Source organism: Spirochaetaceae bacterium, assembly GCA_009784515.1.
Classification (GTDB): Bacteria; Spirochaetota; Spirochaetia; order WRBN01; family WRBN01; genus WRBN01.
This window is the reverse complement of the sequence record WRBN01000011.1, coordinates 1-20,147: the sequence shown is the minus strand read 5'-3', so window position 1 is coordinate 20,147 and position 20,147 is coordinate 1. Positions and strand designations below refer to the sequence as shown.

Annotated in this window: 22 protein-coding genes, 1 tRNA gene and 1 pseudogene; 10 read left to right on the top strand and 14 right to left on the bottom strand. The window is 39.7% G+C overall.

Annotated features, from left to right (window positions below; all coding sequences use genetic code 11):
* Nucleotides 1–52: 52 nt before the first annotated feature.
* On the bottom strand, nucleotides 53–1,375 hold the full coding sequence (miaB, locus tag FWE37_02410; protein MCL2519843.1) for a tRNA (N6-isopentenyl adenosine(37)-C2)-methylthiotransferase MiaB: 1,323 nt from the start codon (nucleotides 1,373–1,375) through the stop codon (nucleotides 53–55).
* Nucleotides 1,376–1,728: 353 nt separating this feature from the next.
* Here miaB and FWE37_02405 point away from each other — a divergent pair, with 353 nt between their 5' ends.
* Entirely contained in the window at nucleotides 1,729–1,968 is a 240-nt protein-coding gene (locus FWE37_02405) for a hypothetical protein (protein ID MCL2519842.1), read from the top strand.
* A 52-nt stretch (nucleotides 1,969–2,020) separates the two neighbouring features.
* On the opposite strand, the gene gpmI is transcribed toward FWE37_02405, so the two are convergent.
* Nucleotides 2,021–3,664, bottom strand: a complete 1,644-nt coding sequence (gene gpmI, locus FWE37_02400) for a 2,3-bisphosphoglycerate-independent phosphoglycerate mutase (GenBank protein MCL2519841.1) — start codon at nucleotides 3,662–3,664, stop codon at nucleotides 2,021–2,023.
* Nucleotides 3,665–3,873: 209 nt separating this feature from the next.
* On the opposite strand from gpmI, the gene FWE37_02395 reads away from it, so the two are divergent.
* The 4 genes from FWE37_02395 to FWE37_02380 all read left to right on the top strand — a co-directional run bounded on the left by FWE37_02395 (nucleotide 3,874) and on the right by FWE37_02380 (nucleotide 5,859).
* Nucleotides 3,874–4,476, top strand: a complete 603-nt coding sequence (locus FWE37_02395) for a hypothetical protein (protein MCL2519840.1) — start codon at nucleotides 3,874–3,876, stop codon at nucleotides 4,474–4,476.
* On the top strand, nucleotides 4,461–4,661 hold the full coding sequence (locus FWE37_02390; GenBank protein ID MCL2519839.1) for a hypothetical protein: 201 nt from the start codon (nucleotides 4,461–4,463) through the stop codon (nucleotides 4,659–4,661). Before FWE37_02395 ends, FWE37_02390 begins: the two co-directional genes overlap by 16 nt.
* Complete coding sequence (locus FWE37_02385) at nucleotides 4,636–5,022, top strand: hypothetical protein (GenBank protein ID MCL2519838.1); 387 nt, start codon at nucleotides 4,636–4,638, stop codon at nucleotides 5,020–5,022. Before FWE37_02390 ends, FWE37_02385 begins: the two co-directional genes overlap by 26 nt.
* 69 nt (nucleotides 5,023–5,091) lie before the next feature.
* Nucleotides 5,092–5,859, top strand: a complete 768-nt coding sequence (locus tag FWE37_02380) for a hypothetical protein (protein MCL2519837.1) — start codon at nucleotides 5,092–5,094, stop codon at nucleotides 5,857–5,859.
* Between the two features lie 281 nt (nucleotides 5,860–6,140).
* Here FWE37_02380 and FWE37_02375 read toward each other — a convergent pair whose 3' ends face one another.
* Together FWE37_02375 and FWE37_02370 are read right to left on the bottom strand one after the other, a co-directional pair.
* Nucleotides 6,141–6,713 (bottom strand): hypothetical protein, encoded by a 573-nt coding sequence (locus tag FWE37_02375; protein ID MCL2519836.1) that lies wholly within the window; start codon nucleotides 6,711–6,713, stop codon nucleotides 6,141–6,143.
* Nucleotides 6,714–7,295, bottom strand: a complete 582-nt coding sequence (locus tag FWE37_02370) for a hypothetical protein (protein MCL2519835.1) — start codon at nucleotides 7,293–7,295, stop codon at nucleotides 6,714–6,716. It abuts the gene before it with no gap.
* A gap of 122 nt (nucleotides 7,296–7,417) precedes the next feature.
* Here FWE37_02370 and FWE37_02365 point away from each other — a divergent pair.
* Nucleotides 7,418–7,491: transfer RNA gene (locus tag FWE37_02365), tRNA-Pro, on the top strand.
* A 41-nt stretch (nucleotides 7,492–7,532) separates the two neighbouring features.
* Nucleotides 7,533–7,919 carry a hypothetical protein gene (locus FWE37_02360; protein ID MCL2519834.1) on the top strand — a complete coding sequence of 129 codons (387 nt, stop codon included), beginning with the start codon at nucleotides 7,533–7,535 and terminating at the stop codon, nucleotides 7,917–7,919.
* Nucleotides 7,920–7,959: 40 nt separating this feature from the next.
* On the opposite strand, the gene FWE37_02355 is transcribed toward FWE37_02360, so the two are convergent.
* The 10 genes and pseudogenes from FWE37_02355 to frr form a co-directional block, all read right to left on the bottom strand.
* Nucleotides 7,960–8,403 carry a hypothetical protein gene (locus FWE37_02355; GenBank protein ID MCL2519833.1) on the bottom strand — a complete coding sequence of 148 codons (444 nt, stop codon included), beginning with the start codon at nucleotides 8,401–8,403 and terminating at the stop codon, nucleotides 7,960–7,962.
* A 10-nt stretch (nucleotides 8,404–8,413) separates the two neighbouring features.
* A complete protein-coding gene (locus FWE37_02350; protein ID MCL2519832.1) occupies nucleotides 8,414–8,824 on the bottom strand; it encodes a VOC family protein in 411 nt (136 codons plus the stop codon).
* Nucleotides 8,825–8,827: 3 nt separating this feature from the next.
* Nucleotides 8,828–10,123, bottom strand: a complete 1,296-nt coding sequence (locus tag FWE37_02345; protein ID MCL2519831.1) for a GIY-YIG nuclease family protein — start codon at nucleotides 10,121–10,123, stop codon at nucleotides 8,828–8,830.
* A gap of 3 nt (nucleotides 10,124–10,126) precedes the next feature.
* Nucleotides 10,127–11,425 carry a GIY-YIG nuclease family protein gene (locus FWE37_02340; protein ID MCL2519830.1) on the bottom strand — a complete coding sequence of 433 codons (1,299 nt, stop codon included), beginning with the start codon at nucleotides 11,423–11,425 and terminating at the stop codon, nucleotides 10,127–10,129.
* Nucleotides 11,426–11,471: 46 nt separating this feature from the next.
* Nucleotides 11,472–12,746 (bottom strand): annotated as a pseudogene (gene rho, locus FWE37_02335) (transcription termination factor Rho).
* A gap of 440 nt (nucleotides 12,747–13,186) precedes the next feature.
* Nucleotides 13,187–14,467, bottom strand: coding sequence for an RIP metalloprotease RseP (gene rseP, locus FWE37_02330; protein ID MCL2519829.1), 1,281 nt, complete (start codon nucleotides 14,465–14,467; stop codon nucleotides 13,187–13,189).
* Nucleotides 14,468–14,470: 3 nt separating this feature from the next.
* On the bottom strand, nucleotides 14,471–15,547 hold the full coding sequence (gene dxr, locus FWE37_02325; GenBank protein MCL2519828.1) for a 1-deoxy-D-xylulose-5-phosphate reductoisomerase: 1,077 nt from the start codon (nucleotides 15,545–15,547) through the stop codon (nucleotides 14,471–14,473).
* A gap of 71 nt (nucleotides 15,548–15,618) precedes the next feature.
* Nucleotides 15,619–16,548 carry a phosphatidate cytidylyltransferase gene (locus FWE37_02320; GenBank protein MCL2519827.1) on the bottom strand — a complete coding sequence of 310 codons (930 nt, stop codon included), beginning with the start codon at nucleotides 16,546–16,548 and terminating at the stop codon, nucleotides 15,619–15,621.
* A complete protein-coding gene (uppS, locus tag FWE37_02315) occupies nucleotides 16,502–17,158 on the bottom strand; it encodes a polyprenyl diphosphate synthase (GenBank protein MCL2519826.1) in 657 nt (218 codons plus the stop codon). Before uppS ends, FWE37_02320 begins: the two co-directional genes overlap by 47 nt.
* A gap of 24 nt (nucleotides 17,159–17,182) precedes the next feature.
* Entirely contained in the window at nucleotides 17,183–17,728 is a 546-nt protein-coding gene (gene frr / locus FWE37_02310; protein ID MCL2519825.1) for a ribosome recycling factor, read from the bottom strand.
* Between the two features lie 184 nt (nucleotides 17,729–17,912).
* Between frr and FWE37_02305 the strand changes: the two genes are divergently transcribed.
* From FWE37_02305 to FWE37_02295, 3 genes are all read left to right on the top strand, one after another.
* Nucleotides 17,913–18,869 (top strand): hypothetical protein, encoded by a 957-nt coding sequence (locus tag FWE37_02305; protein MCL2519824.1) that lies wholly within the window; start codon nucleotides 17,913–17,915, stop codon nucleotides 18,867–18,869.
* A gap of 154 nt (nucleotides 18,870–19,023) precedes the next feature.
* A complete protein-coding gene (gene recR, locus FWE37_02300; GenBank protein ID MCL2519823.1) occupies nucleotides 19,024–19,608 on the top strand; it encodes a recombination mediator RecR in 585 nt (194 codons plus the stop codon).
* Nucleotides 19,609–19,679: 71 nt separating this feature from the next.
* Complete coding sequence (locus FWE37_02295; GenBank protein ID MCL2519822.1) at nucleotides 19,680–20,060, top strand: DUF1232 domain-containing protein; 381 nt, start codon at nucleotides 19,680–19,682, stop codon at nucleotides 20,058–20,060.
* The last annotated feature ends 87 nt before the right edge of the window (nucleotides 20,061–20,147 follow it).

The window sequence follows — 20,147 nt, the reverse complement described above, 5'->3', positions numbered from 1 at the left end:
CTGAAAGATTGTAACATTTATTAACGGTCTGTCAACTATCAGTTTTTAACTTTCACTTTTCAACTATGCCCTGTAAGGTTAGGCCGCTCACACTTTTAACCCTAACGCTTACAAATTGCCCTACTAAGCTATTATCGGCTTTAAAGACTACATTCTCATTATACTCATTATAGCCAAATAAGTCATCAGTTCTTTTAGCTTGGTGCTGCACCAGCACCGTTACCGTTTGCCCAATGCGGCGCTTTAGACGCTCGGCGCTGATGGCCCTTTGCAAAGTAATTACCTCACTAAGCCGGGACGCCGCTACTTCATCGGCCACCTTATCGCTGCGTTTACTGGCCGCCGTACCGGCACGGTCGTTATATTTATAAGTAAAACCATCGTTAAAGCCGGCTTCTTTAATAAATTGCAACAACAATTTAAAATCTTCAGCTGTTTCACCGGGAAACCCTATCAACAAATCGGTAGTAATCTCGATATTAGGGATAATCTCCCGCGCCATTTTTAACAAATCTAAATACGCTGCCGCCGTATAACCCCTATTCATTTCGGCCAGCACTTTATCACTGCCATGTTGGGCCGCCAAATGCAGCTGCGGAGCAAAACGGCTGTCGCCGGCCATTACCTCTACTAACTGGCGGCTAAAATCTTTAGGGTGGCTGCTGGTAAAACGCAAACGAAAATTACCGCTTACCGCCGTGCTAATTTCTTTAAGCAGCTGAGGGAAATTTAAAACAGTATTGTAACTATTAACATTTTGACCGATTAAAACAATTTCTTTAACTCCTGCAACTAATTGAGCCGTTATTTCACCAATTATTTCGGCCGGCGGGCGGCTAATTTCGCGGCCACGCAGGTAAGGCACAATGCAGTAGCTGCAAAAATTGTTACAACCGTGCATAATGGGAATATGAGCCTTTAAGCCATTGGCCTGATGGCGGCTAAAAAAGGAATATTCATCGTTCCCGGTAAAATAGTTCCCCAGTTCACTAATTTGCTCCTTGTTCCTTGCTCCTTGTTCTTTATCTTTAGCCAATTTAGCAATAAAATTTTTTTTATCGAAATTCCCAATAACTTCGTCTACGTTAAAAATTTTAAAAAGTTTTTCATCATTTTTCAAATGCTCGGCCATACAACCCATCAAAGCTATTTTTAAATTACTATCTTTTTTTAAAGCTTTAAAATAACCCAGCCGCCCCCATACTCTATCTTCGGCCGATTGTCTTACACTACAAGTATTAATAATTATCCAATCGGCTTCGCCGGCTTGCGTGGTGGGCAAATAACCTAATTGGTTAAGTTCGTAAGCCAAAGCATTACTTTCGGCTTTGTTCATCTCGCAGCCATAAGTTTCTATCAGGTAATAGCCTTTCATTATCAGTTAATTTACAACGCTAAGGTGGTAGCTGTCAAGGGCAACTAGCTTCCTTTAACTTTTAATAATTTAGATATAATTGAGTACCTTAATATGAGTTAAATACTCCAAAAAATATCGATTAATTGAGCAATTTAACAACGTAATTACTTAAGGTAACAAAAATTTTGTGTAATTTTTTATTATAAATCGATTGACTAAATAAAAGTTCTCTTATATAATCTAGCTTATATAAATAACTAAAGAAAACAAGCTGTAATACACCAACTTAAATGTGTTAAAAAAGGCCGCAATCTTTATTTAAGTAAATAGCATGTTATGGCCAAAATTATGGTAGAAAGGTGTGGTTTTATATGATAAAAAATGTGCTTTGCAAATATTGCGGGGAAGAATTTATTAACTTACGCATAATGTTACGGGAAAGCTGCACAAGGGGTAAAAATTACGGCCATCTTCACGAACTATATGAAGGTGAAATAAAAGAGCAATACCATTGTAAATATTGCGGCGAAAGCTTTAGCAGCATACGCGCTATGTCGCACGAACGCTGTAAGGCAGGCCACAATACGGGCAAAGCCCATGTACCCGGCTAAATAAAATTAAGAAGTAAGAATTAAAAAACTCTTACTTCTTAATTATTACTTTTTATTTAACATTAATTACACTTTTATCATAACCCTGCGGAGCTTCAAAACCCAATAAATTTAAACACAAAGCCGCCACGCTGCTTATGCCTAAGCCTTCGTTCAATTTAGGGTCATAGTCGCCGGCAAAAGCTGGGTCATAAATAATTAGGGGTACTGGGTTTAAGCTATGGCTGGTTTTGGCTTTTGGCTTACCATTTTCGATTAACACGCTGCCATCTTTTTTATGCTCGTACATATCATCGGCATTACCATGATCGGCAGTTATCACCATAATGCCGCCGGCTTTTTTAATGGCCTCCGCTAAGCGGCCTAAACATAAATCCATCGCCTCTAGGCTAGCCACAACGGCCTCGTAGTTACCGGTATGGCCTACCATATCACCATTAGGAAAATTTAATTTAATAAATTGATAGCTCCCGCTGTTAATCGCCTCGATAGCTTTATCGGTAATCTCGGCACATTGCATAGCCGGCCGTTGGTCAAAGTTCCCTTTATCGCTGGGCACCTCGGTGTAAACCTCGAGCTTATTATCAAATTTGCCACTGCGGTTACCGTTAAAAAAGTAGGTTACGTGGCCAAATTTTTGCGTTTCGCTAATACTAAATTGCTTAACGCTCATGTTGCATAAATATTCAGGAAAAGTGCGGTCGATAGACGGCGGATTAACCAAAAAATTGGCGGGGATATGCAGATCGCCATCGTACTGCATCATACCGGCGTAAAGCACTTTAGGGAAGCGGCCGCGTTCAAACTCGGTAAAATTTTCTTCGGTAAAAGCACGCGAAATTTCGATGGCCCTATCGCCCCTAAAGTTAAACAATATCACACTATCGCCGTCTTCTATCGTACCAATAGGGGCATTGTTTTCCGCTATCACAAAGGGCGGAATATCTTGGTCTATCGCGCCGGTTTCTTCACGCAGCAAAGTGATAGCCTCGCGGGCATTAGCAAATTGCCGCCCTTCGCCCAGCACGTGGGTTTGCCAGCCGCGTTGCACCATCGGCCAACCGGCGTTATACCTATCCATCGTTATTTGCATACGGCCGCCGCCGCTGGCAATATGCGCATCAAAGTTACTATCATTTAAAGATTTAAGATAATCTTCAAAGGGGTCAAAATAATCTAATGCCGATGTCTCGCCCACATCGCGGCCATCAAGCAAAGCATGGATACGCACGCGTTTGACGCCTTCGGCTTTTGCTTGCGCAATCATTGCTTTTAAATGGTTAATATTACTATGTACCCCACCATCACTTAACAAGCCAATAAAATGCAAAGTACTCCCATTATCTTTTACCTGTTTAACCAGCTTTTGCCAAGCCTCACCTTTATACATATTGCCGCTGGCAATGGATTCGCCTACCAGTTTAGCCCCCTGCGCAAAAACACGTCCGGCGCCGATGGCGTTATGGCCTACCTCGCTGTTCCCCATATCGTCATCGCTGGGCAGGCCAACGGCAGTGCCGTGCGCTTTAAGCTGGGTGTGTGGATTATTAGCGGCAAGCTGGCGCAGATGGTTCATCAAGGCGCCGGCTACCGCATCGCCTTCGTTATATTTGCCGTAGCCAACACCGTCCATAATGACGAGCATAACGGGACCGGCGCGCTTTTTAAAATTATTTTTGGTTAAAGTTAATGACATAAATTGCTCCTATGTTTTAATTATAGCTTATTTAGGGCTAAATGTCAAAAAGAAAAGAACTATAAGAAACAACAACTAAAGCTTATTAAGTCCTTATAATACAAAATGGCTAAAGCCATTTTGTATTATAAGGACTTAATAAGCTTTATTAGTAAGACTATAATTGTATTGTAATATTACAACCACTTTATTTTAAAAAGGAGAAATTAATGAAGTTACAAAAAATATTAATAATTTTGCTAACTGTAGGATTAATAATTAGCTTTACAGGGTGTTCTAATGGTAAGGGGACTATTGATGACCCAGTTACACCACCCGATGGTTTAAATGTTGATTGGACTAACTATCAAGGCACGGCGGCGGCTTTTCGCGTACGTAACGAAACCGGTAGCCGCCTGATTGCTTTTAGAGGGAGCGTGGCTCCTGCTAATTTATTAGGGGGTATACCTGCTAACGCTAATGACCATGGGGTAAGAGATAACACCACCTTACTTACCACCACTACCGATGCCTTTCCGGTGGTGTTAATTTCGGAGGAACAGCTGAACAGCGGAGCTAGTTTTGCTGCCTTAGACCAAGCCCCGTTCTCACGTATTTTTGTTTTTTACAACCGTAATGCCGAACCGGGCTTTCCGGCTGAGGTTTATAGTATTAGCGGCCATTTAGGCGGTAATTATATTCTTGAAGTATTAAACCCCACAAGACACAACTGGGAAATTAGGCTTGGCGGCGAACGCGGCCCTACCTTAGGCTACGCTACCAGCGGTATGCAAAGCGTTAGGTTACAGATAGAAGGTTGTTCCTTCCTGTAATCAGGTCGTTTAACCCTGTACAAGGGCGGCTTAGCACTATTTATCCGCGTAATAGCAGCGGCCAGCCTTGGTTTACCGCTGCAAACATTAGTAACCCGGCAGGTTTTGTTTTTAACTTAAACCAAGCTATGAGTCAGGTAGATTTAAACAGCATAACGCTTGGCGTTGCTTGGCTTATTTATTAACAACGGCCACGAACACTCGGCGGTACAGGTACGCAGGGGCGGCTCGTTTTTTCAGAACCAAATTGGTATTTCGTTTATTAACAGCGGCGAAAGCCGAACCTTTCATATTGACATGCCGAGGATTGGCACCGATATTTTTGGTGAGCACATTGATATTAGCAATATAGTTGTAGGGATAGGCGGTATCGAAGTACCATTAAGAACGGCTACCGGCGAAACCAACCTTAGGTTATTGCGCGACCACGCCTATACGGTAAATGTTAGCGGCGACCATACTATAACACAAGGGCAACCCGGAGCTATGCAGGCCATAATTAATATAACAGGCCGCCGCTTAACTATTGATGATTTTGTAAATTAATTTTTACTTATAAACTCGGCGCTTTTAGGGTGCCGGGTTTATGTTGTTTAATTGGTAAGAGGAGATACGATGAAAAACGGTTATTTAAAATATGGTGTGTTAGTATTAGCGTTAATAATGGCTTTAGTTTCGTGCAGTGGTGGCAGTGGTAAAAATAGCTCTGGTAATGGCTCGAATAATGAACCTCCCCCTCCAAGACCGCTACAGCCGCGTATAAGCATTGATAATAGCGCTAACCGCTTTCCTGTAACGCTTTTTTATTCGCCGGAGAGAGATGATTCAAGCAGGATAGGCAGCGCAAGAGTAAGAGGTAGTAGTTGGCTTATACCACTTGATTTTATTTCGGGTTCACAAATGGTTACCTTTTACCCAAGATATACGGTTACAGTGGAAGGCCGCGATTTTTATGTTGACCCAACAAGCGGCCATCCCGAGTTACTTATTAACGGTAATTCCTCAACAACCATACCTGTTGTTTTAAGAGAACTTTCCTCATTAATGGCCAGCGATGAAATTTTAACCGACAACATTTACCTGCAGCTAACCAATAACGATAGGAGTGCCGCTATAAGGCTGACAAGGGGCGGCGCTACTATTAGCGCCATTAACGGGGAAGCCATTTTAAACCCTAATATAACGGCCTTATTTAACGTTATGGCCGGTAATGCCGCTAATTACAGGATTATAGCGGGCGGGCAAGAATTTACCCTGCCTAATAATATAACTTTTGAACCCGGCCATTTTTATACAATGCAGTTTACCGATGGAGGCATTGACCATGTAAGGACTACACCTATTACTTTAGATGGTAGTGCAGCCATAGGAAGCTACCTTTAATAGAACGCTCATTTGGGGAAGCTCTTTTCCTGCCCATCGAACTATTGATTTTACTTTCAATAATACAATACATGGGCTTACCATACAGAATATTACCGTTATTAATGGTACTGGTGAGGTAAGGGTTGTAGGCATAAGCGGTTCTTCATTAATAATTAACGTTATAAGAGCAGGAACTATATATGTTTCTCTCTCTAGAGAAGATATTGCCGTCGGTACAGTAACTTTAACGGTAGATTTTTAACGGTAGATTAATAATCACACTTATTCATTATTAGTTATTAATTATGAACCGGTTTAGTAACCCTTTTCACTCCGAATATCCTTTTCAAAAACTTCTCGGCCATAGCTTTTTCGTGCTTAACACCCCAATAATCTGAGGCTGACGGCCCTATATAAAATAAAGTTGTAAACGAAGTAATAAAAAAGATTAATGGAAAGCCCAGTATAGCCCAAGCAGGGCCTCGATTTTGCCCCTGTATAACCATTAAGGTATAATGTACTGTTAAAGCAAACATAAGTACACCCCAAACGGTTACCCACCACCACCGCGCCCGCATATACATAGTTATTTGCACCGTTGCCCCAGTAGTGGTAGGCACAACTTTGCCTTTAATAATAAGAATAAATATACGCAAAAAACCTGTATATTTGGGGGTTATTTTAAAAGTTCCTTTAGCGTAATCAATTTGACCTTTATAAGATTTTCCTTTAGTGCTTACCGCCTCATTATGGTTAATTAAAGAGCCATCTTTATCGTAATAAAGTATAACGGCATTAGCCAGTCTATTAATGTTTTCTTCGGCGCTATTGGGATTATGATAGGTAAATTTTTTATAAAGAAAAAAAGCCATTTATTTTTTTACCTCTTTAATAATAGCTTCGGTATTAAAAATTTCTTGTAAGACTAACTTTACTGTACGGCACTGCCTATTAAAACTTTTATGCATTAGTACTGCTCCTATGGTAGCCAAGCTAAAGACTCCTATCATAGTTATTAAAATGATACCACATAACCATATAAAGTGGATAAACTCATAACCGGTACGCGGCCCAAACCGGCGAGGTAAAGGTATACCTAAACTATACATAACCACATAAGAGCCAACAATAAGCGTAAAAATTAGTAAACAGATAAAAATTAAGTAAAAATTGCTATAAACCTTACGTTCGTCTTTAATACGCGCTCTTACCTTAATGGTGGAACCCGTTTTAGCAGAGGTAAGTTTACCTTTAATAAGTAAATCAAAAGCACCGCCATAAATAAAGGTAAAATTGTTATCTTTAGTCTCGTAACCATAAATAAAATCACCTTCCTGCCGTTTTTGCTCATACATCACCTTTAATTTACTTTTATTTTCTTCGGCGCTGTTTGGGCTTTTATAACTTAACTCAGCATAAGGAAAAGCTATTTTAAAAGGAAAAACCGTCATCATTGGCATAAGATAATCCTCTATTTTATTATAATTTTTTCTGTTTTAAATGTCAATAAAAAGCGGCGTAAAATTGCTCTGCAAGCCTTGACAAAGAACCTTTAAATAACCTATACTAAGCAAAACGGATTGTAGCGCAGGGGTTTAGCGTATCGGTCTGGGGGACCGGGGGTCGGGGGTTCGATTCCCCCCAATCCGAGTTTTTTAACAACCTAAAATCACTCATATTGCATTAAACAAATGAAGCTTAACTTAGCCTCCCTTATTATCGTTACTATTTTAGTTACCGCCTGCACAAGGCAGGAAGAGCTTATTTTACCGCCTGTTAGCACACTCGGCGGTGATAATTGGTATGGTATAGTAAATACGGCCTACCTTAGGTTAAACAGCCAAATGGGCGGTTTAGGCGAGGCCGGCCTTACCTTACGGGGCGGCGATATTGTGCTGGTTACACAAATTCGCTCTTTGGCTACCGGCAGCGGCAACAGCCGCTTTTACAGCGACTATTACTTTGTTATAACCAACGATGGCTCGGGATGGGCAGCCAGCGAGCAGATTAACCTTTTTAACCACCGGCAAACGGCGGAAGATGCCCAAATAAGGTTTATGCTACGAAGTAATAATTAAAAATTAAGAACTAAAATCCATATTTTTTAATTCTGACTTTTTAATTAATTCTCACCCATTGTTGGCGGTTACCTACTCTATTTTCCTCTTCATCAAGGGCGGTAAGCTCTATTAAGTTTCTATTAACTACAATTAAATGAAAGCGCACAAAAAACTTACGCCTATCGGTTATGCGGCCATCTGCGTGGGTAACCATCGTAGCGTTTAGGTTATCTATCTCAAACTCACGGGCATTAATACGCCTAACCAACCGCCACTTAATATCACCAATAACAAAACCAAAATGAGCCGAAGTTTCCGATACCCTTATCATTACCGCTTCAATCTCTGTTTCGCTAAATATATTAATATCTACTACATCGCCGGCGGCAACATCACCAACTCTCTCCCAAGTACCCACAAAGTAATCAGGGGTAACCTCCCCCATACTCCGGCAAGAAAGCAGACCAATAAAAAGAATTAAATACAAACCTTTAATTTTCAATTTTCACCTTTCACTTTTTAGCTATACCCATGCACCATCTAATACCAAACTTATCGGTTAAATCGCAAATAAGATAGGCATAAGGATACTCCTGTAAGGGTGTATAAATTTTCGCCCCCTCCGAAAGTACCTCATAAGCCTTTCTTAGTTTATCTTCTTCATTAGCCTCAAACATTAAAATAAATTGCATAATGTTCCCGCTATTTTGCTCACCGGCAATAGAATCGGGATTATTCTCACTTTGTTCTGAAAGACCAAGCATACAGCTGTCAAATTTAAGCTCTACGTGCATATAAGTGCCATCGGGTAAAAGGTCTTCATCACCATAATGGTTATAGTGTACGGTAGCGCCAAAGGCTTCTTGGTAAAACGGCACCGCTTTATCGGTTTCTTTTACAAAGGCATACATAAATGTTTTCATAGTTTATTTTTCACTCCCAATTTTTTGCACTAATACCACTGCAAACTGTTTCTCACCATTTACATAAGGATAATATTCTCTATCTCTTACAATTTCGTATCCTTTTTCTAGTAGTCCATTAAGTATAGGACGAGCCGACACTGCAAAAACTCCGCTATAATTACTAGGAATATAACAATTTTTTACCACCAATACACCTTCATCATCAAAATATTTATATTTATCTGGTATATCTTTTAACAATATAAATTTAAATTGTTTATATTTTGGCCTATCTGTTACAGATAAGTTAGTATACCAATAACCTGCCGCTCGGGTAAGTTCGCGTTTAGGGTTTAAATACCAATCAACTTCATTATAACCTGCCCATGCTTTTTTATTTTTAAAATAAGGAATATAAGAAGCAGTTAAAACAATGGCAATATTAGAGATAATTAAAAACTGTTTACTACTTTCCATAAGTAACCGCCAGTAATCTCTCGATATAGAAAATGGCGGGTTGGTACAAACAATATCGGCTTCATCGTTAAGTATTTGTAAGGAAATAGGGTGGTCAAAGCTACCATCGTACCCTTTAGGCATTTCTCTTTTACCTTCAAATAAATTTTCAGTAAAACCTTCTTTAGTAAAGATATAAGCTTTAGTTCCGGCGTTAAATAAATCTACCCTACCGCTATAATGCGTACAAATTAATTTTTTTAATTCCAACTTTTTAAAATTACGCAAAAAGTATAGGGCAAAGGGCGAAGTTGTCTTTTCGCTATCCCCCACCGCATCATCACAGTTACAGTACACTACTTTATCTTGCCAAGTTTCCAGCGGGTACATAGCAATTTCGGTCTCAATATCTTCATAACGGGTATAAAATTCGTCATTTTTAGTGCGTTGAGCTTTTTGCATTATATCTTTGGTATTAAGCCCACGCTCCTCAGGACTTGGGGTGATTTTTTTAACAACCTTAACCTCCTCTCTAATTTCGGACGGCTTAATAAAAATCTCTTTTACAAAAAGTGAGTGCTTTTTGATAAAAGCTACATAGTCTTCAAATAAATCTGGGTTATAAAAATAAATTTCACGGTTCTTATGCTCTCTTAAACGGCTAAATTCGGCTTTAATATCGGCCTCTACTTTGGCCATATCATGCACTTCGCAGCTAAACAAATAGCTATAACCATTGGCCTTACTTTTACCTGTTATGTTATTGTAAGTTCTAAGCCTCTCCTCTAGGTTACCTGTAATACCAATTTTGCACTTATCTCGCTCACGTTCGGCTTGTACTATGTAAATATATTCGCTCAACTTTTAACCCTTAACTTTGTGTACGAGCACATTGGGGTACTTTTCATTCCCATTAAGATATGGCCTATATTCTTTAGCTTGAAAAATTTCATACCCTTTCTCTAAAATTCCATTTAAAATAACCCGTGCCGAAACTCCAAATGGTTTGCTGTAATTAACAGGAATATACGATTTTTTTACAATTAAAACACCTTTATCATCAAAGTATTTGTGTTCTTCTGGTATTTCTTCTAAATTACAAAATTTAAGAAGTTCATGTTTCGGCCTATTTTCTATAGGCACATTAGTAAACCAATGGCCGGCGGCGGTTACTAATTCTTTTTTAGGGTTTAAATAATTATCAACACTATGATAGCCACCCCATACCTTTTTATTTTGCAGGTAAGGAATAAAAAAGGTATACCTAACTATTGTAAAATTAGATATAACAATAAACCTTTTATCACTCCCTATTAATAAAGGCCAAAAATCCTTACTTTTAGAAAATGGCGGGTTGGTACAAACAATATCCGCTTCTTCTTGAAGAATTTTCTTTGAAATTGGGTGATCAAAAGAACCATCATAATGTTTAGGAAACTCTTTTTTACCGTCAAGGTAATGCTTAATTTCCATAAACCCATCACGGGTAAAAATGTACCCTTTTGTTCCTTCATGAAACAAATCAACCACTCCGCTATAATGCGTGCATATTAGTTTTTTAAGTTTGAGTTTATTAAAATTTTTTAAAAAAAATAAAGCAAAGGGCGAAACATTAGCCTCTACCTCGCCCACAGCGTCGTCGCAATTACAAAACACTGTTTTGTCCCACCAAATTTCGGGTGGGTACATCAGTAACTCTTTTTCCACATCTTCATAACGAGTATAAAACTCATCATTTTTTACCCGTTGAGCTTGAAGCATAACATCTGTTTTGGTTATTCCCCTCTCCTCAAGTGATGGTTTGTGTTTTTTGACTATTTTAGTTACTTCTAAAGCTTGCTTTTTTTCTATAAAAATTTCTTTAACAAATAACACATGATTTTTAATAAATTCAACATATTCTTTAAATAAATTGGGGTTATAAAAATATATTTCTCGGTTCAAGGTTTCTCTAAGCCTATAAAACTCCTCTTTTATGTCTTTTTCTACCGCCGCTGCATCGGTAACCTCACAGGTAAACAAGTAACTAGCAAAATTATTACTCGACGTTCCCGTTTTGCTGTTATATTCTTTAAGCCTCCGCTCAAGGTCATCAGTAATGCCTATTTTACAAAAGCTCTTTTCTTTTTTAGCTTGAATAATATAAACAAAATTTTTACCCATGTAATTTATAACTCCCCACGCAAGTACCATCTAGAATTATAAATCATTAATCCCCCGCCGTGCCAGTATTCATATTACTTAAAAAGGCCTCATTGGTCTTGGCTTTACGCATTTTATCTATAATAAACTCTGTCATCGCCATATCGTCCATCGCATTGAGGGCCTTACGCAGTATCCACATTTTATCCAGTTCGGTGCTGGTAAGTAAAAGCTCTTCTTTACGCGTACCGCTCTTTTTAAGGTTAGCCGCCGGAAAAATTCTTTTATCAGATAATTTTCTATCTAAAATTATCTCCATATTGCCGGTGCCTTTAAATTCTTCAAAAATTACATCGTCCATCTTACTGCCGGTTTCTACTAACACCGTACCCACAATAGTTAAACTACCGCCGCCCTCAATGTTGCGGGCTGCACCAAAAAAACGTTTGGGTTTGTGCAGCGCGTTACTATCCACCCCACCGCTAAGCACCTTGCCGCTGGCCGGCATAGTTTGGTTATAAGCACGCGCTAAACGTGTAATACTATCTAACAAAATAACCACATCGCGGCCGTGCTCTACCAGCCGTTTGGCTTTTTCCAGCACCATCTCACTTACTTGTACGTGGCGGCTGGCCGGCTCATCAAAGGTGCTGCTAATCACCTCGCCTTTAATGTTGCGCTTCATATCGGTAACCTCTTCGGGACGCTCATCAATAAGCAGCATAATCAACACGCACTCCGGGTGGTTAGCCGTAATCGCATTGGCAATACGCTGCATTAACACCGTCTTACCGGTACGCGGTGGGGCAACAATCAAGCCGCGCTGCCCTTTACCGATAGGACAAAATAAATTGATTAAACGCGTCGAATTGTCACTCACCGAGCTTACCTCAAGGTTAAGCCGTTCATCGGGGAAAAGCGGCGTTAAGTTCTCAAAAGGGATACGATTTTGCGCCACTACAGGTTCATCAAAGTTGACGCTTTCTACCCGCACTAAAGCAAAGTAACGTTCACCCTCTTTAGGGCTGCGTATTTGGCCGTAAACGGTATCACCCGTCTTTAAATTAAACAACCTAATTTGGCTGGGGCTAATATAAATATCATCTTGACCGGGCAGATAACTATTTTGCGGGCTGCGCAAAAAGCCGTAGTTCTCGCTTAATATCTCGAGGCTGCCATAAGCAAAAATAACCCCGCCCGCATCGTTATGCGTTTTTAAAATTTGAAAGATAAGTTCTTGCTTTTTTAAAATAATTAAATCGTTGTGGGTAACCCCTAACTCTTCGGCTTTGCGCCTTAGTTCGGGCACCGTCAACACTGACAAATCGTTAATACAAATTTGCGGGGCATTAGGGTCGAAAGATACTTCGGCTTCGCGCTCTTTTTTAGGGTGCAGTTTATTTTGTACCTTAACATAACGCCGTTTAACACTTTCGCGCTGTTTGTTAGGCTCGGCAGTGGTTACATTTTCGCCGGTATCACCGGCAGTAGCTTCTTCATTAGTAGCTTCGGCTAAATCGTTGTCGTCAGTAAAATCTAGCACCTCTTTAGGTGCAGCTTTTTTACGGGTAGTGGCCATCTTTAAATTCCGTCCAATTTAATTAATATGAATTATTTTTATACCTGATTTAAAATAAATTTGATTTATAGTGTTAAGAGGATAGTTAATTAATAAAGTTACTATTAGTATAGCTAACTAAATTAAGCTTGTCAATAGTTATTTAACGGCAATTTGCTATTATTATTTATTTTTTATGTGGCTAAAAGCTTTATGGTAAGCCATTAACGTCTTATAAATAAATTAAGCACATCGCTGCTCAAAGCTAAAAAAATTATAAAGCCAAGCGCCATTACCCCTACCGTGTGGTAAACGCGCATAACCACAGGCGGCGCACTTTTACCGGCCAGCCATTCAAAACCATAAAGTATAATTAAGCCGCCATCTAATATAGGAATCGGCAATAAATTCATCACTCCTAAAGCTAAGCTGATAAGCGAAAGCACCATTAAGATACCCCGTATATCCCCGCTTAAACTTTGCTGCGCAATTTGGCCAATAATATAAGTGGTTTGCAGAGGGCCGCTGATAGTCTCTGTTAAATCAACCCCAAAAAAGAGGTTACGTAGGCTGGTTACATAAAGCCTAAAGGTATAAATAAAACTAGCTATACCATAAGTGAGCCGTTCGTTAAACGCTAACGGACGGCTGGAGCCGGCTAACTCTACCCCTAATAAATAACGGCTACTCTGTTCGTTAAAAATGGGTGTAATAGTGGTAACATAACTTTGTCCGCCACGCTCGTAACTTACCTCCAGCGGTAAACCGGCGGAGGCTGCAACTACTTCGCTTAAAGCAGCGCTATTAACTATCGGTACATTATTAATAGATGTAACTAAATCGCCAATCTCTAAACCGGCCTCGTGGGCCGGCGAACTTACGGTAAAGGCGGCAATACGCGCCGGCGCCCATACCGTTATCGGGATAATCGCCGACGAATTGCTGGCCATTGCGATAGTTTCGCTAAAACTTACCGGCTGACCATCACGTAGTACGGTAACCTGTAAAGTGCGGCGAGCCGAAAGCGACATTATCTCGGCCCATTCACTAGCGGTGGTAATGGTACGGCCGTTAATGCTTGTAATATAATCGCCACTTACAAAATTGGTGTTAGCAGTAAGAGCAACAATACGATTATCTAAATTACTGGTAGTTGTTACGGTAAGCCCTAGCAAAAAAGCTAAAATAAAAGCAAAAAGCAAACTAAAAAGCGGGCCACCGGCTACCGCCAGCAATCTGCGCCAAGCTTTACCGTAATGCATATCACCGGGTACGGTTTCATCGCCTTGCCGGTTTTCGCCGGCCATTTTACAGTAACCGCCTAACGGAAAAGCCGAAAGAGCCCACTCGGTATCTTTAATTTTTTTAGTAATAAGCTTAGGCCCCCAGCCCAGTGAAAATACCTCTACCTTAATACCTGCTAAGCGAGCCCCAAAAAGGTGCCCTAACTCGTGCACTACTACTAATATACTTAAGCCGGCTATACCTAATAAAACTGTTATCATTATTTACCCTTTAAAAAAATTTTTAATATCATCACTCAATTTAAAAATACCTTCTTTGCTGGCCTCGTAGTTAAAGCTGTGGTTAAAGGCTTGCTCCACATAATCGGCCAAAGCGGTAAATTTAATGCGGCCGGCACAAAAATCGGCCACCGCTATTTCGTTGGCTATATTATAAACAAGCGGATAAGCTGCCCCTAACTCGCAAGCCCGATAAGCTAAGTTTAAAAGAGGAAAGCGTTCATTGTCAATGGCTTCAAAAGTTAAATTTTGATTAAATAAATCAAACCTAGCGGCCGGCACCGGTTTTAAGGCCGGGTAAAGCAAAGCATTTTGGATAGGCAGCAGCATAGTAGGCTTACCCATTTGGCCGTACAGCGCTCCATCGGTGGTGCGGATAAAGCTGTGCACCACACTTTGGCGGTGCATTACCACTTTAATTTTTTTTATATCTATATTAAAAAGCTGCCATGCCTCAATCACTTCGAGGCCCTTATTAGCAAGACTGGCCGAATCGATGGAAATTTTAGCCCCCATCTGCCATGTGGGGTGGTTAGCGGCTTGCTGGGCAGTAACTTGCCGCAACTGATTAAAACTATAATCGCGAAAGGGGCCGCCGCTGGCCGTTAAGATAAGCTCGTCAATTTCTTCCGCTTTACGGTTTTGCAGCAAAAAAAACAGCGCCGAATGCTCACTATCTACCGGCAAAATAAGGCAATTATTTTTAGCGGCCAGCTCTTTAAGTAACGGACCGGCCATAACCATACTTTCTTTATTGGCCAAAGCCAAAGTGCGGCCTTCTTCTAAAGTTGTAAAGCTGGCCAATAAACCGGCGCTGCCGCTAATGGCATTTAGCACCACATCGGCATCACTTTCTTTAATAAGATTAGTAATAGCTGCGGGATTTTCGGCAGCTAAAGCCAGTTTATCTACATTTATAAATTTAGTTAATTTTATTAATTCTTCTTTATTACTGTAAGCCGCTAGGCCGACCACTTTAAGTAAATCGGGGTAATTTTTAACTACCTCTATCGCCTGCCTGCCAACAGAGCCGGTAGCCCCGAGTATTATCAATTTTTTCATAGTTAATTGTAGTTCTCCACTACCCCGTCGCTACGCGCCACCCCTTCGCCAGCAAAGGGTAACTATAATAATTATGCAAAGTTTAAAAAATAATAAAAGATAGGTGCGGTAAACAGTAAACTATCAAAGGCATCTAAAACGCCGCCGCGCCCTTTAAAAAATTTACCCGAATCTTTAAAGCCGGCGCTGCGTTTAAGGGTAGACTCAAATAAATCGCCAAAAATAGTGGCGCTGCCGCAAATTAAACCCATAATTATGGCATAAAAGACGGTACGGCCGTTAAAAATATCAACACTCGGCACATAATAAAAGAATAACGCTACAAGGATAGCTCCCAAAATACCAAAAGCAAACCCAACTAAACTTTTTTTAGGGCTTACCAAAATAAAACCTTGCGAATTAGTACGTTTGCCTAATGCCCGGCCAAAAAAGTAGGCCATACTATCGTTAATAAAAACGATAGAAAGAAAAAAGGCATAAATTAAATTCCCGGCTTCACCTTCCGCTAAATTGGCAAAACGAATAATAAACGACATAAGTAAACCCGGATAAAACAAAGCAAAAACCATACCGGTGGTACGGCTAATGGCGCTATTTAGCTCGCGCTCGTCTACCACAAAGGTTTGCCGCACCAAAATCATCATAAAAGCTAAGGTAAGAGTAGGAAAAAAATAAACCTCGAGCACCGGGTGATAAAGGGAAACTAAAGTTAATAAGGGAAAAAGCCCGCCCAAAAAAGGGTAAAGCATAAAATCGATACGTTTATCTTTAGCCTTAAACATAGCGCCAATTTCGTAACCGCAAATTACCGAAAAAACTACCGCCATTAAATTTAAAATTAAATGATTGTAAAAAGTAAAAACAAAGATAGACAAAAGTAATATAGGTACCCAAATTAAGGCATCAACTAACCTATGGATAAGATTTTTACTTACTTTTTTATCACTAATTTCATTATTCATCTTCATTATAGCCGCCAAATTTACGCTTACGGCCGGCATACTCCTTTAAGATAGTTACTAAATCGTCTTCGGTAAAGTTAGGCCACAACTTTTGGCTAAAGGCATATTCGGCATAACTAGCTTGCCATAACATAAAGTTAGAAAGCCTTTGCTCACCGGCGGTGCGGATAACTAAATCGACATCGGGCAAAGTTTGGTCCATTGCCTCACTCATATTTTGCTCGGTAACGGTCTTCCCCGCTTTAATCAAGCGGCTCGCCGCCCGCACCACCTCAGCGCGTCCGCCATAGTTAATTAATAAATTAACGGTAAGGCCGTCAAATTTTTGGGTATCTTCTTGCACACCGGCAATTTCTTCCTGCACTTTAGGCGGCAAAGCCTCTAAGTCGCCGCTATGCACCACTTTAATATTGTTTTCACGGTAAAAATCGTACTCGCGCCGTAAATGCTGCGTGATAAGCCCCATCAAGTAACCCACCTCTTCTTCGGCCCTTTTCCAATTTTCGCTCGAAAAAGTATACAACGATAGATAATTTATACCTAATTCGCTAGCTTTTTTAACGATACGTTTGGTGGTTTTTACCCCTTCTAAATGGCCTTCGGTACGTTTTTTACCTTGCTGGGTAGCCCAGCGGCCATTACCGTCCATAATGATACCTAAATGTTTTAGCAATTAAATCTCCAAAATCTCTTTCTCTTTTAAAGATAAAGCTTCATCGATTAATTTGGTATAGTTATCAGTTAATTTTTGAATTTCTTCTTTTAATTTTTTTTCGGCATCTTCCGGTAAGTTATCTTTTTTAGCGGCCTCTAAAATATCACGCCGAATGTTGCGTACACTTACACGGTGTTTTTCGGTTAAAGTTTTAGCCTGTTTAACTAAATCTTTACGGCGTTCTTCGGTGAGCGGCGGCACATTAATACGGATAACTTTACCATCGTTATTAGGGTTTAATGATAAATCGCTGCTTAAAATAGCTTTTTCGATGGCTTGCAGAGCCGTTTTATCCCACGGCTGAATCACAATAACCCGCGCCTCCGGCACACTAATGCTGGCCACTTGATTTAAAGGAGTAGTTGCCCCATAGTGCTCTACCTGTATTTTATCAAAAATAGCGGCGCTGGCTTTACCGCCCCGTATTAAATTGTATTCTTCTTTTAAGCTGCTAAGGCTTTTTTTCATTTTAGCTTCGGCATCATCTTTATATGGTGTGGACATAACTACTCCAAAAATTTTATTTGCCACTAATTGTAGCATAGTTTGCCGGCTATGTCAAAAGTTTTTTAGCAATAAACGTAATCTACTTTGCTGCAAGCGCAACCAATCTTTATCAATACTTTCCTTATAAAGCATTGACAAAATTTAAGTGTACCCTTATAATGAAAACAAAAAGGGAATTGAGATGAAATTTTTGAGTAAGTTTGTTATATTATTAACTTTAGTCTTAGCGGCCTGTAACCTAAATGTACCTGTTAGCGATGAACATAACCCATCTAACCCAGCAGCGCCGGCTACTTTGGAAAATACCTTCCCCGATGCAAATTTGCGCGCTCTAATAGCTTTAAGGTTAGGTGAGAGTGCTAATTTAAGCGGGCAAAGTTTGCTTGAAGCTTTAGCGGCAATTAATGAAGTATTAGAAATATGGAAAGGTGATGCCGATGCTCTTGACCCCGATTATACGATGTTTCATACATTAGATGAAAATAATAATTGGGTAGAAACACGGATAACGGGGATAGTACCCCACAATATGAGCGGTATTGAGCATTTAACCGGTTTAACCGGGCTTCTTCTAGGGGGTATAGATATAACAACCCTAAATTTAAGTAACCTAACTAATTTAACAGAAATTGTTTTAAGTAGAACTCAGCTTACCGGCTTAAATGTAAGTAACCTTCCCAATTTATTTACTCTCGAGATACACAACAATTCTCAGCTTACTCATTTAACTGTAAATAATCTTATCCAGTTAAATATATTTTCAGTACAAAATAACCCATTTACCGGGTTAGATATTAACAATACTCCTAATTTAGCTTACCTTACTATAAACAGTAGCCCCTTACTCACTACCTTAGATGTAAGCCACCTAACTACTTTATTTAGCCTTAATGTAAATAACAACCCCATATTAACCACTTTAAATGCCGGTAATCTTACCAATTTAGCTCATTTTATGGTAAGCCATAACCCCATACTAGCTACCCTAGATGTACGTAATACTAACTTTCCCAGATTAATTTTACTGGGTAACACCGCCTTAACTAAACTTTATGCCCACAACAGCGGCTTAGTAAACGAAACACATATTAATAATATGCCGGCCGGGTTGGTGATTGATTGGACAACACCTAGATAAGTAATAATGAATAATTAAAAAGTAAAAATTAAGAATTGAAAGATAAAAGTTTTTAATTATTAATTTTTACTTGCTCCTTGTTACTTATTCCTTAATAAAAAACGCTTTGCAGCCTTATATTGCCAATAAATTTACTTTATGTTAAACTATTACTATGAAGAGCTTTGAAGAGTTGGTTAAAAGCTTTAGCCGACTACCCGGTGTTGGTTTTAAAAGTGCCCGCAAAATGGCTTATTTTATTTTGCAAGCCGAAGACAACTTTGTAGAAAACTTTAGCAAGCAGTTATTACAACTAAAACAATTAATACAAGCTTGCCCTAATTGCGGCTTTTATAGCGAAGGCCAATGCCCCATCTGTAACGATGCCGGCCGCGAGCAAACCATTTGCATAGTAGCCACTGCCCAAGAAGCCACTGCTATCGAGGCCAGCGGGGCTTATCACGGCCTCTACCATATTTTGGGCGGCCTATTAGCGCCGCTAGATGGTATTGGCCCCAACGAGCTAACCATTCCAGCCCTTATTAAACGGCTGGAAGAAAACCCCGTTAATGAAGTTATTATTGCCACCAGCCCCACCCTAGAGGGCGATGCCACTGCTCTTTACCTACAAAATATTTTAAATAATTATAATATAACGATTAGCCGCCTCGCCAGCGGCTTAGCGGTAGGCAGCGACCTTGAGTATGCCGATAAGCAAACCATCAGCCGAAGTTTAAAAGGGAGAATAATTAATAATTAAAAGGGAAAAATTAAAAAATGAGGGGAATTATTTTTATTTCTTAATTATTAAAGATTAAAAAAGATACACTAATGAGCAAATTTAAAGCTTGGGTAAAAGCTAAAACTAAAGTACTTAAACAGCAAATAACCATTTTATATTACATTATAAGACACCCTAAAATCCCTTTTTATGCTCGTATACCGGCTATTTTAGCCCTTATTTATTTTGCCAGCCCCATCGATTTAATCCCCGATTTTATCCCCATCATCGGTTTTTTAGACGATTTAGCTGTGTTAGCCTTTTTTATTTTTTTAACTTATAAATTAACGCCAAAGGCTATTATTGATGAATGCAAAGAGCAAGCCCTTAATGGTCGTGGCGATATACCCAGCAAGTGGTATTACGCTGTACCTATTATAATTATTTGGCTTGCCCTTATCTTTTTAGTTATTTGGCGGCTATTTTTTTAATAAAGAGAGCCCTTAAAGTAGCCGATAATGAGGTAAATGTCAGAAAAAGCAAAAATTACCTACTTTTCTACCAAAGAGCCGATAACT

Bases quoted from the DNA above. Each gene is read 5' to 3' on its own strand.
- miaB (MCL2519843.1), bottom strand. From the start codon at position 1,375: ATGAAAGGCTATTACCTGATAGAAACTTATGGCTGCGAGATGAACAAA.
- FWE37_02405 (MCL2519842.1), top strand. From the start codon at position 1,729: ATGATAAAAAATGTGCTTTGCAAATATTGCGGGGAAGAATTTATTAAC.
- gpmI (MCL2519841.1), bottom strand. From the start codon at position 3,664: ATGTCATTAACTTTAACCAAAAATAATTTTAAAAAGCGCGCCGGTCCC.
- FWE37_02395 (MCL2519840.1), top strand. From the start codon at position 3,874: ATGAAGTTACAAAAAATATTAATAATTTTGCTAACTGTAGGATTAATA.
- FWE37_02380 (MCL2519837.1), top strand. From the start codon at position 5,092: ATGAAAAACGGTTATTTAAAATATGGTGTGTTAGTATTAGCGTTAATA.
- FWE37_02375 (MCL2519836.1), bottom strand. From the start codon at position 6,713: ATGGCTTTTTTTCTTTATAAAAAATTTACCTATCATAATCCCAATAGC.
- FWE37_02370 (MCL2519835.1), bottom strand. From the start codon at position 7,295: ATGATGACGGTTTTTCCTTTTAAAATAGCTTTTCCTTATGCTGAGTTA.
- FWE37_02360 (MCL2519834.1), top strand. From the start codon at position 7,533: ATGAAGCTTAACTTAGCCTCCCTTATTATCGTTACTATTTTAGTTACC.
- FWE37_02350 (MCL2519832.1), bottom strand. From the start codon at position 8,824: ATGAAAACATTTATGTATGCCTTTGTAAAAGAAACCGATAAAGCGGTG.
- FWE37_02340 (MCL2519830.1), bottom strand. From the start codon at position 11,425: ATGGGTAAAAATTTTGTTTATATTATTCAAGCTAAAAAAGAAAAGAGC.
- rseP (MCL2519829.1), bottom strand. From the start codon at position 14,467: ATGATAACAGTTTTATTAGGTATAGCCGGCTTAAGTATATTAGTAGTA.
- dxr (MCL2519828.1), bottom strand. From the start codon at position 15,547: ATGAAAAAATTGATAATACTCGGGGCTACCGGCTCTGTTGGCAGGCAG.
- FWE37_02320 (MCL2519827.1), bottom strand. From the start codon at position 16,548: ATGCCGGCCGTAAGCGTAAATTTGGCGGCTATAATGAAGATGAATAAT.
- uppS (MCL2519826.1), bottom strand. From the start codon at position 17,158: ATGGACGGTAATGGCCGCTGGGCTACCCAGCAAGGTAAAAAACGTACC.
- frr (MCL2519825.1), bottom strand. From the start codon at position 17,728: ATGTCCACACCATATAAAGATGATGCCGAAGCTAAAATGAAAAAAAGC.
- FWE37_02305 (MCL2519824.1), top strand. From the start codon at position 17,913: ATGAAATTTTTGAGTAAGTTTGTTATATTATTAACTTTAGTCTTAGCG.
- recR (MCL2519823.1), top strand. From the start codon at position 19,024: ATGAAGAGCTTTGAAGAGTTGGTTAAAAGCTTTAGCCGACTACCCGGT.
- FWE37_02295 (MCL2519822.1), top strand. From the start codon at position 19,680: ATGAGCAAATTTAAAGCTTGGGTAAAAGCTAAAACTAAAGTACTTAAA.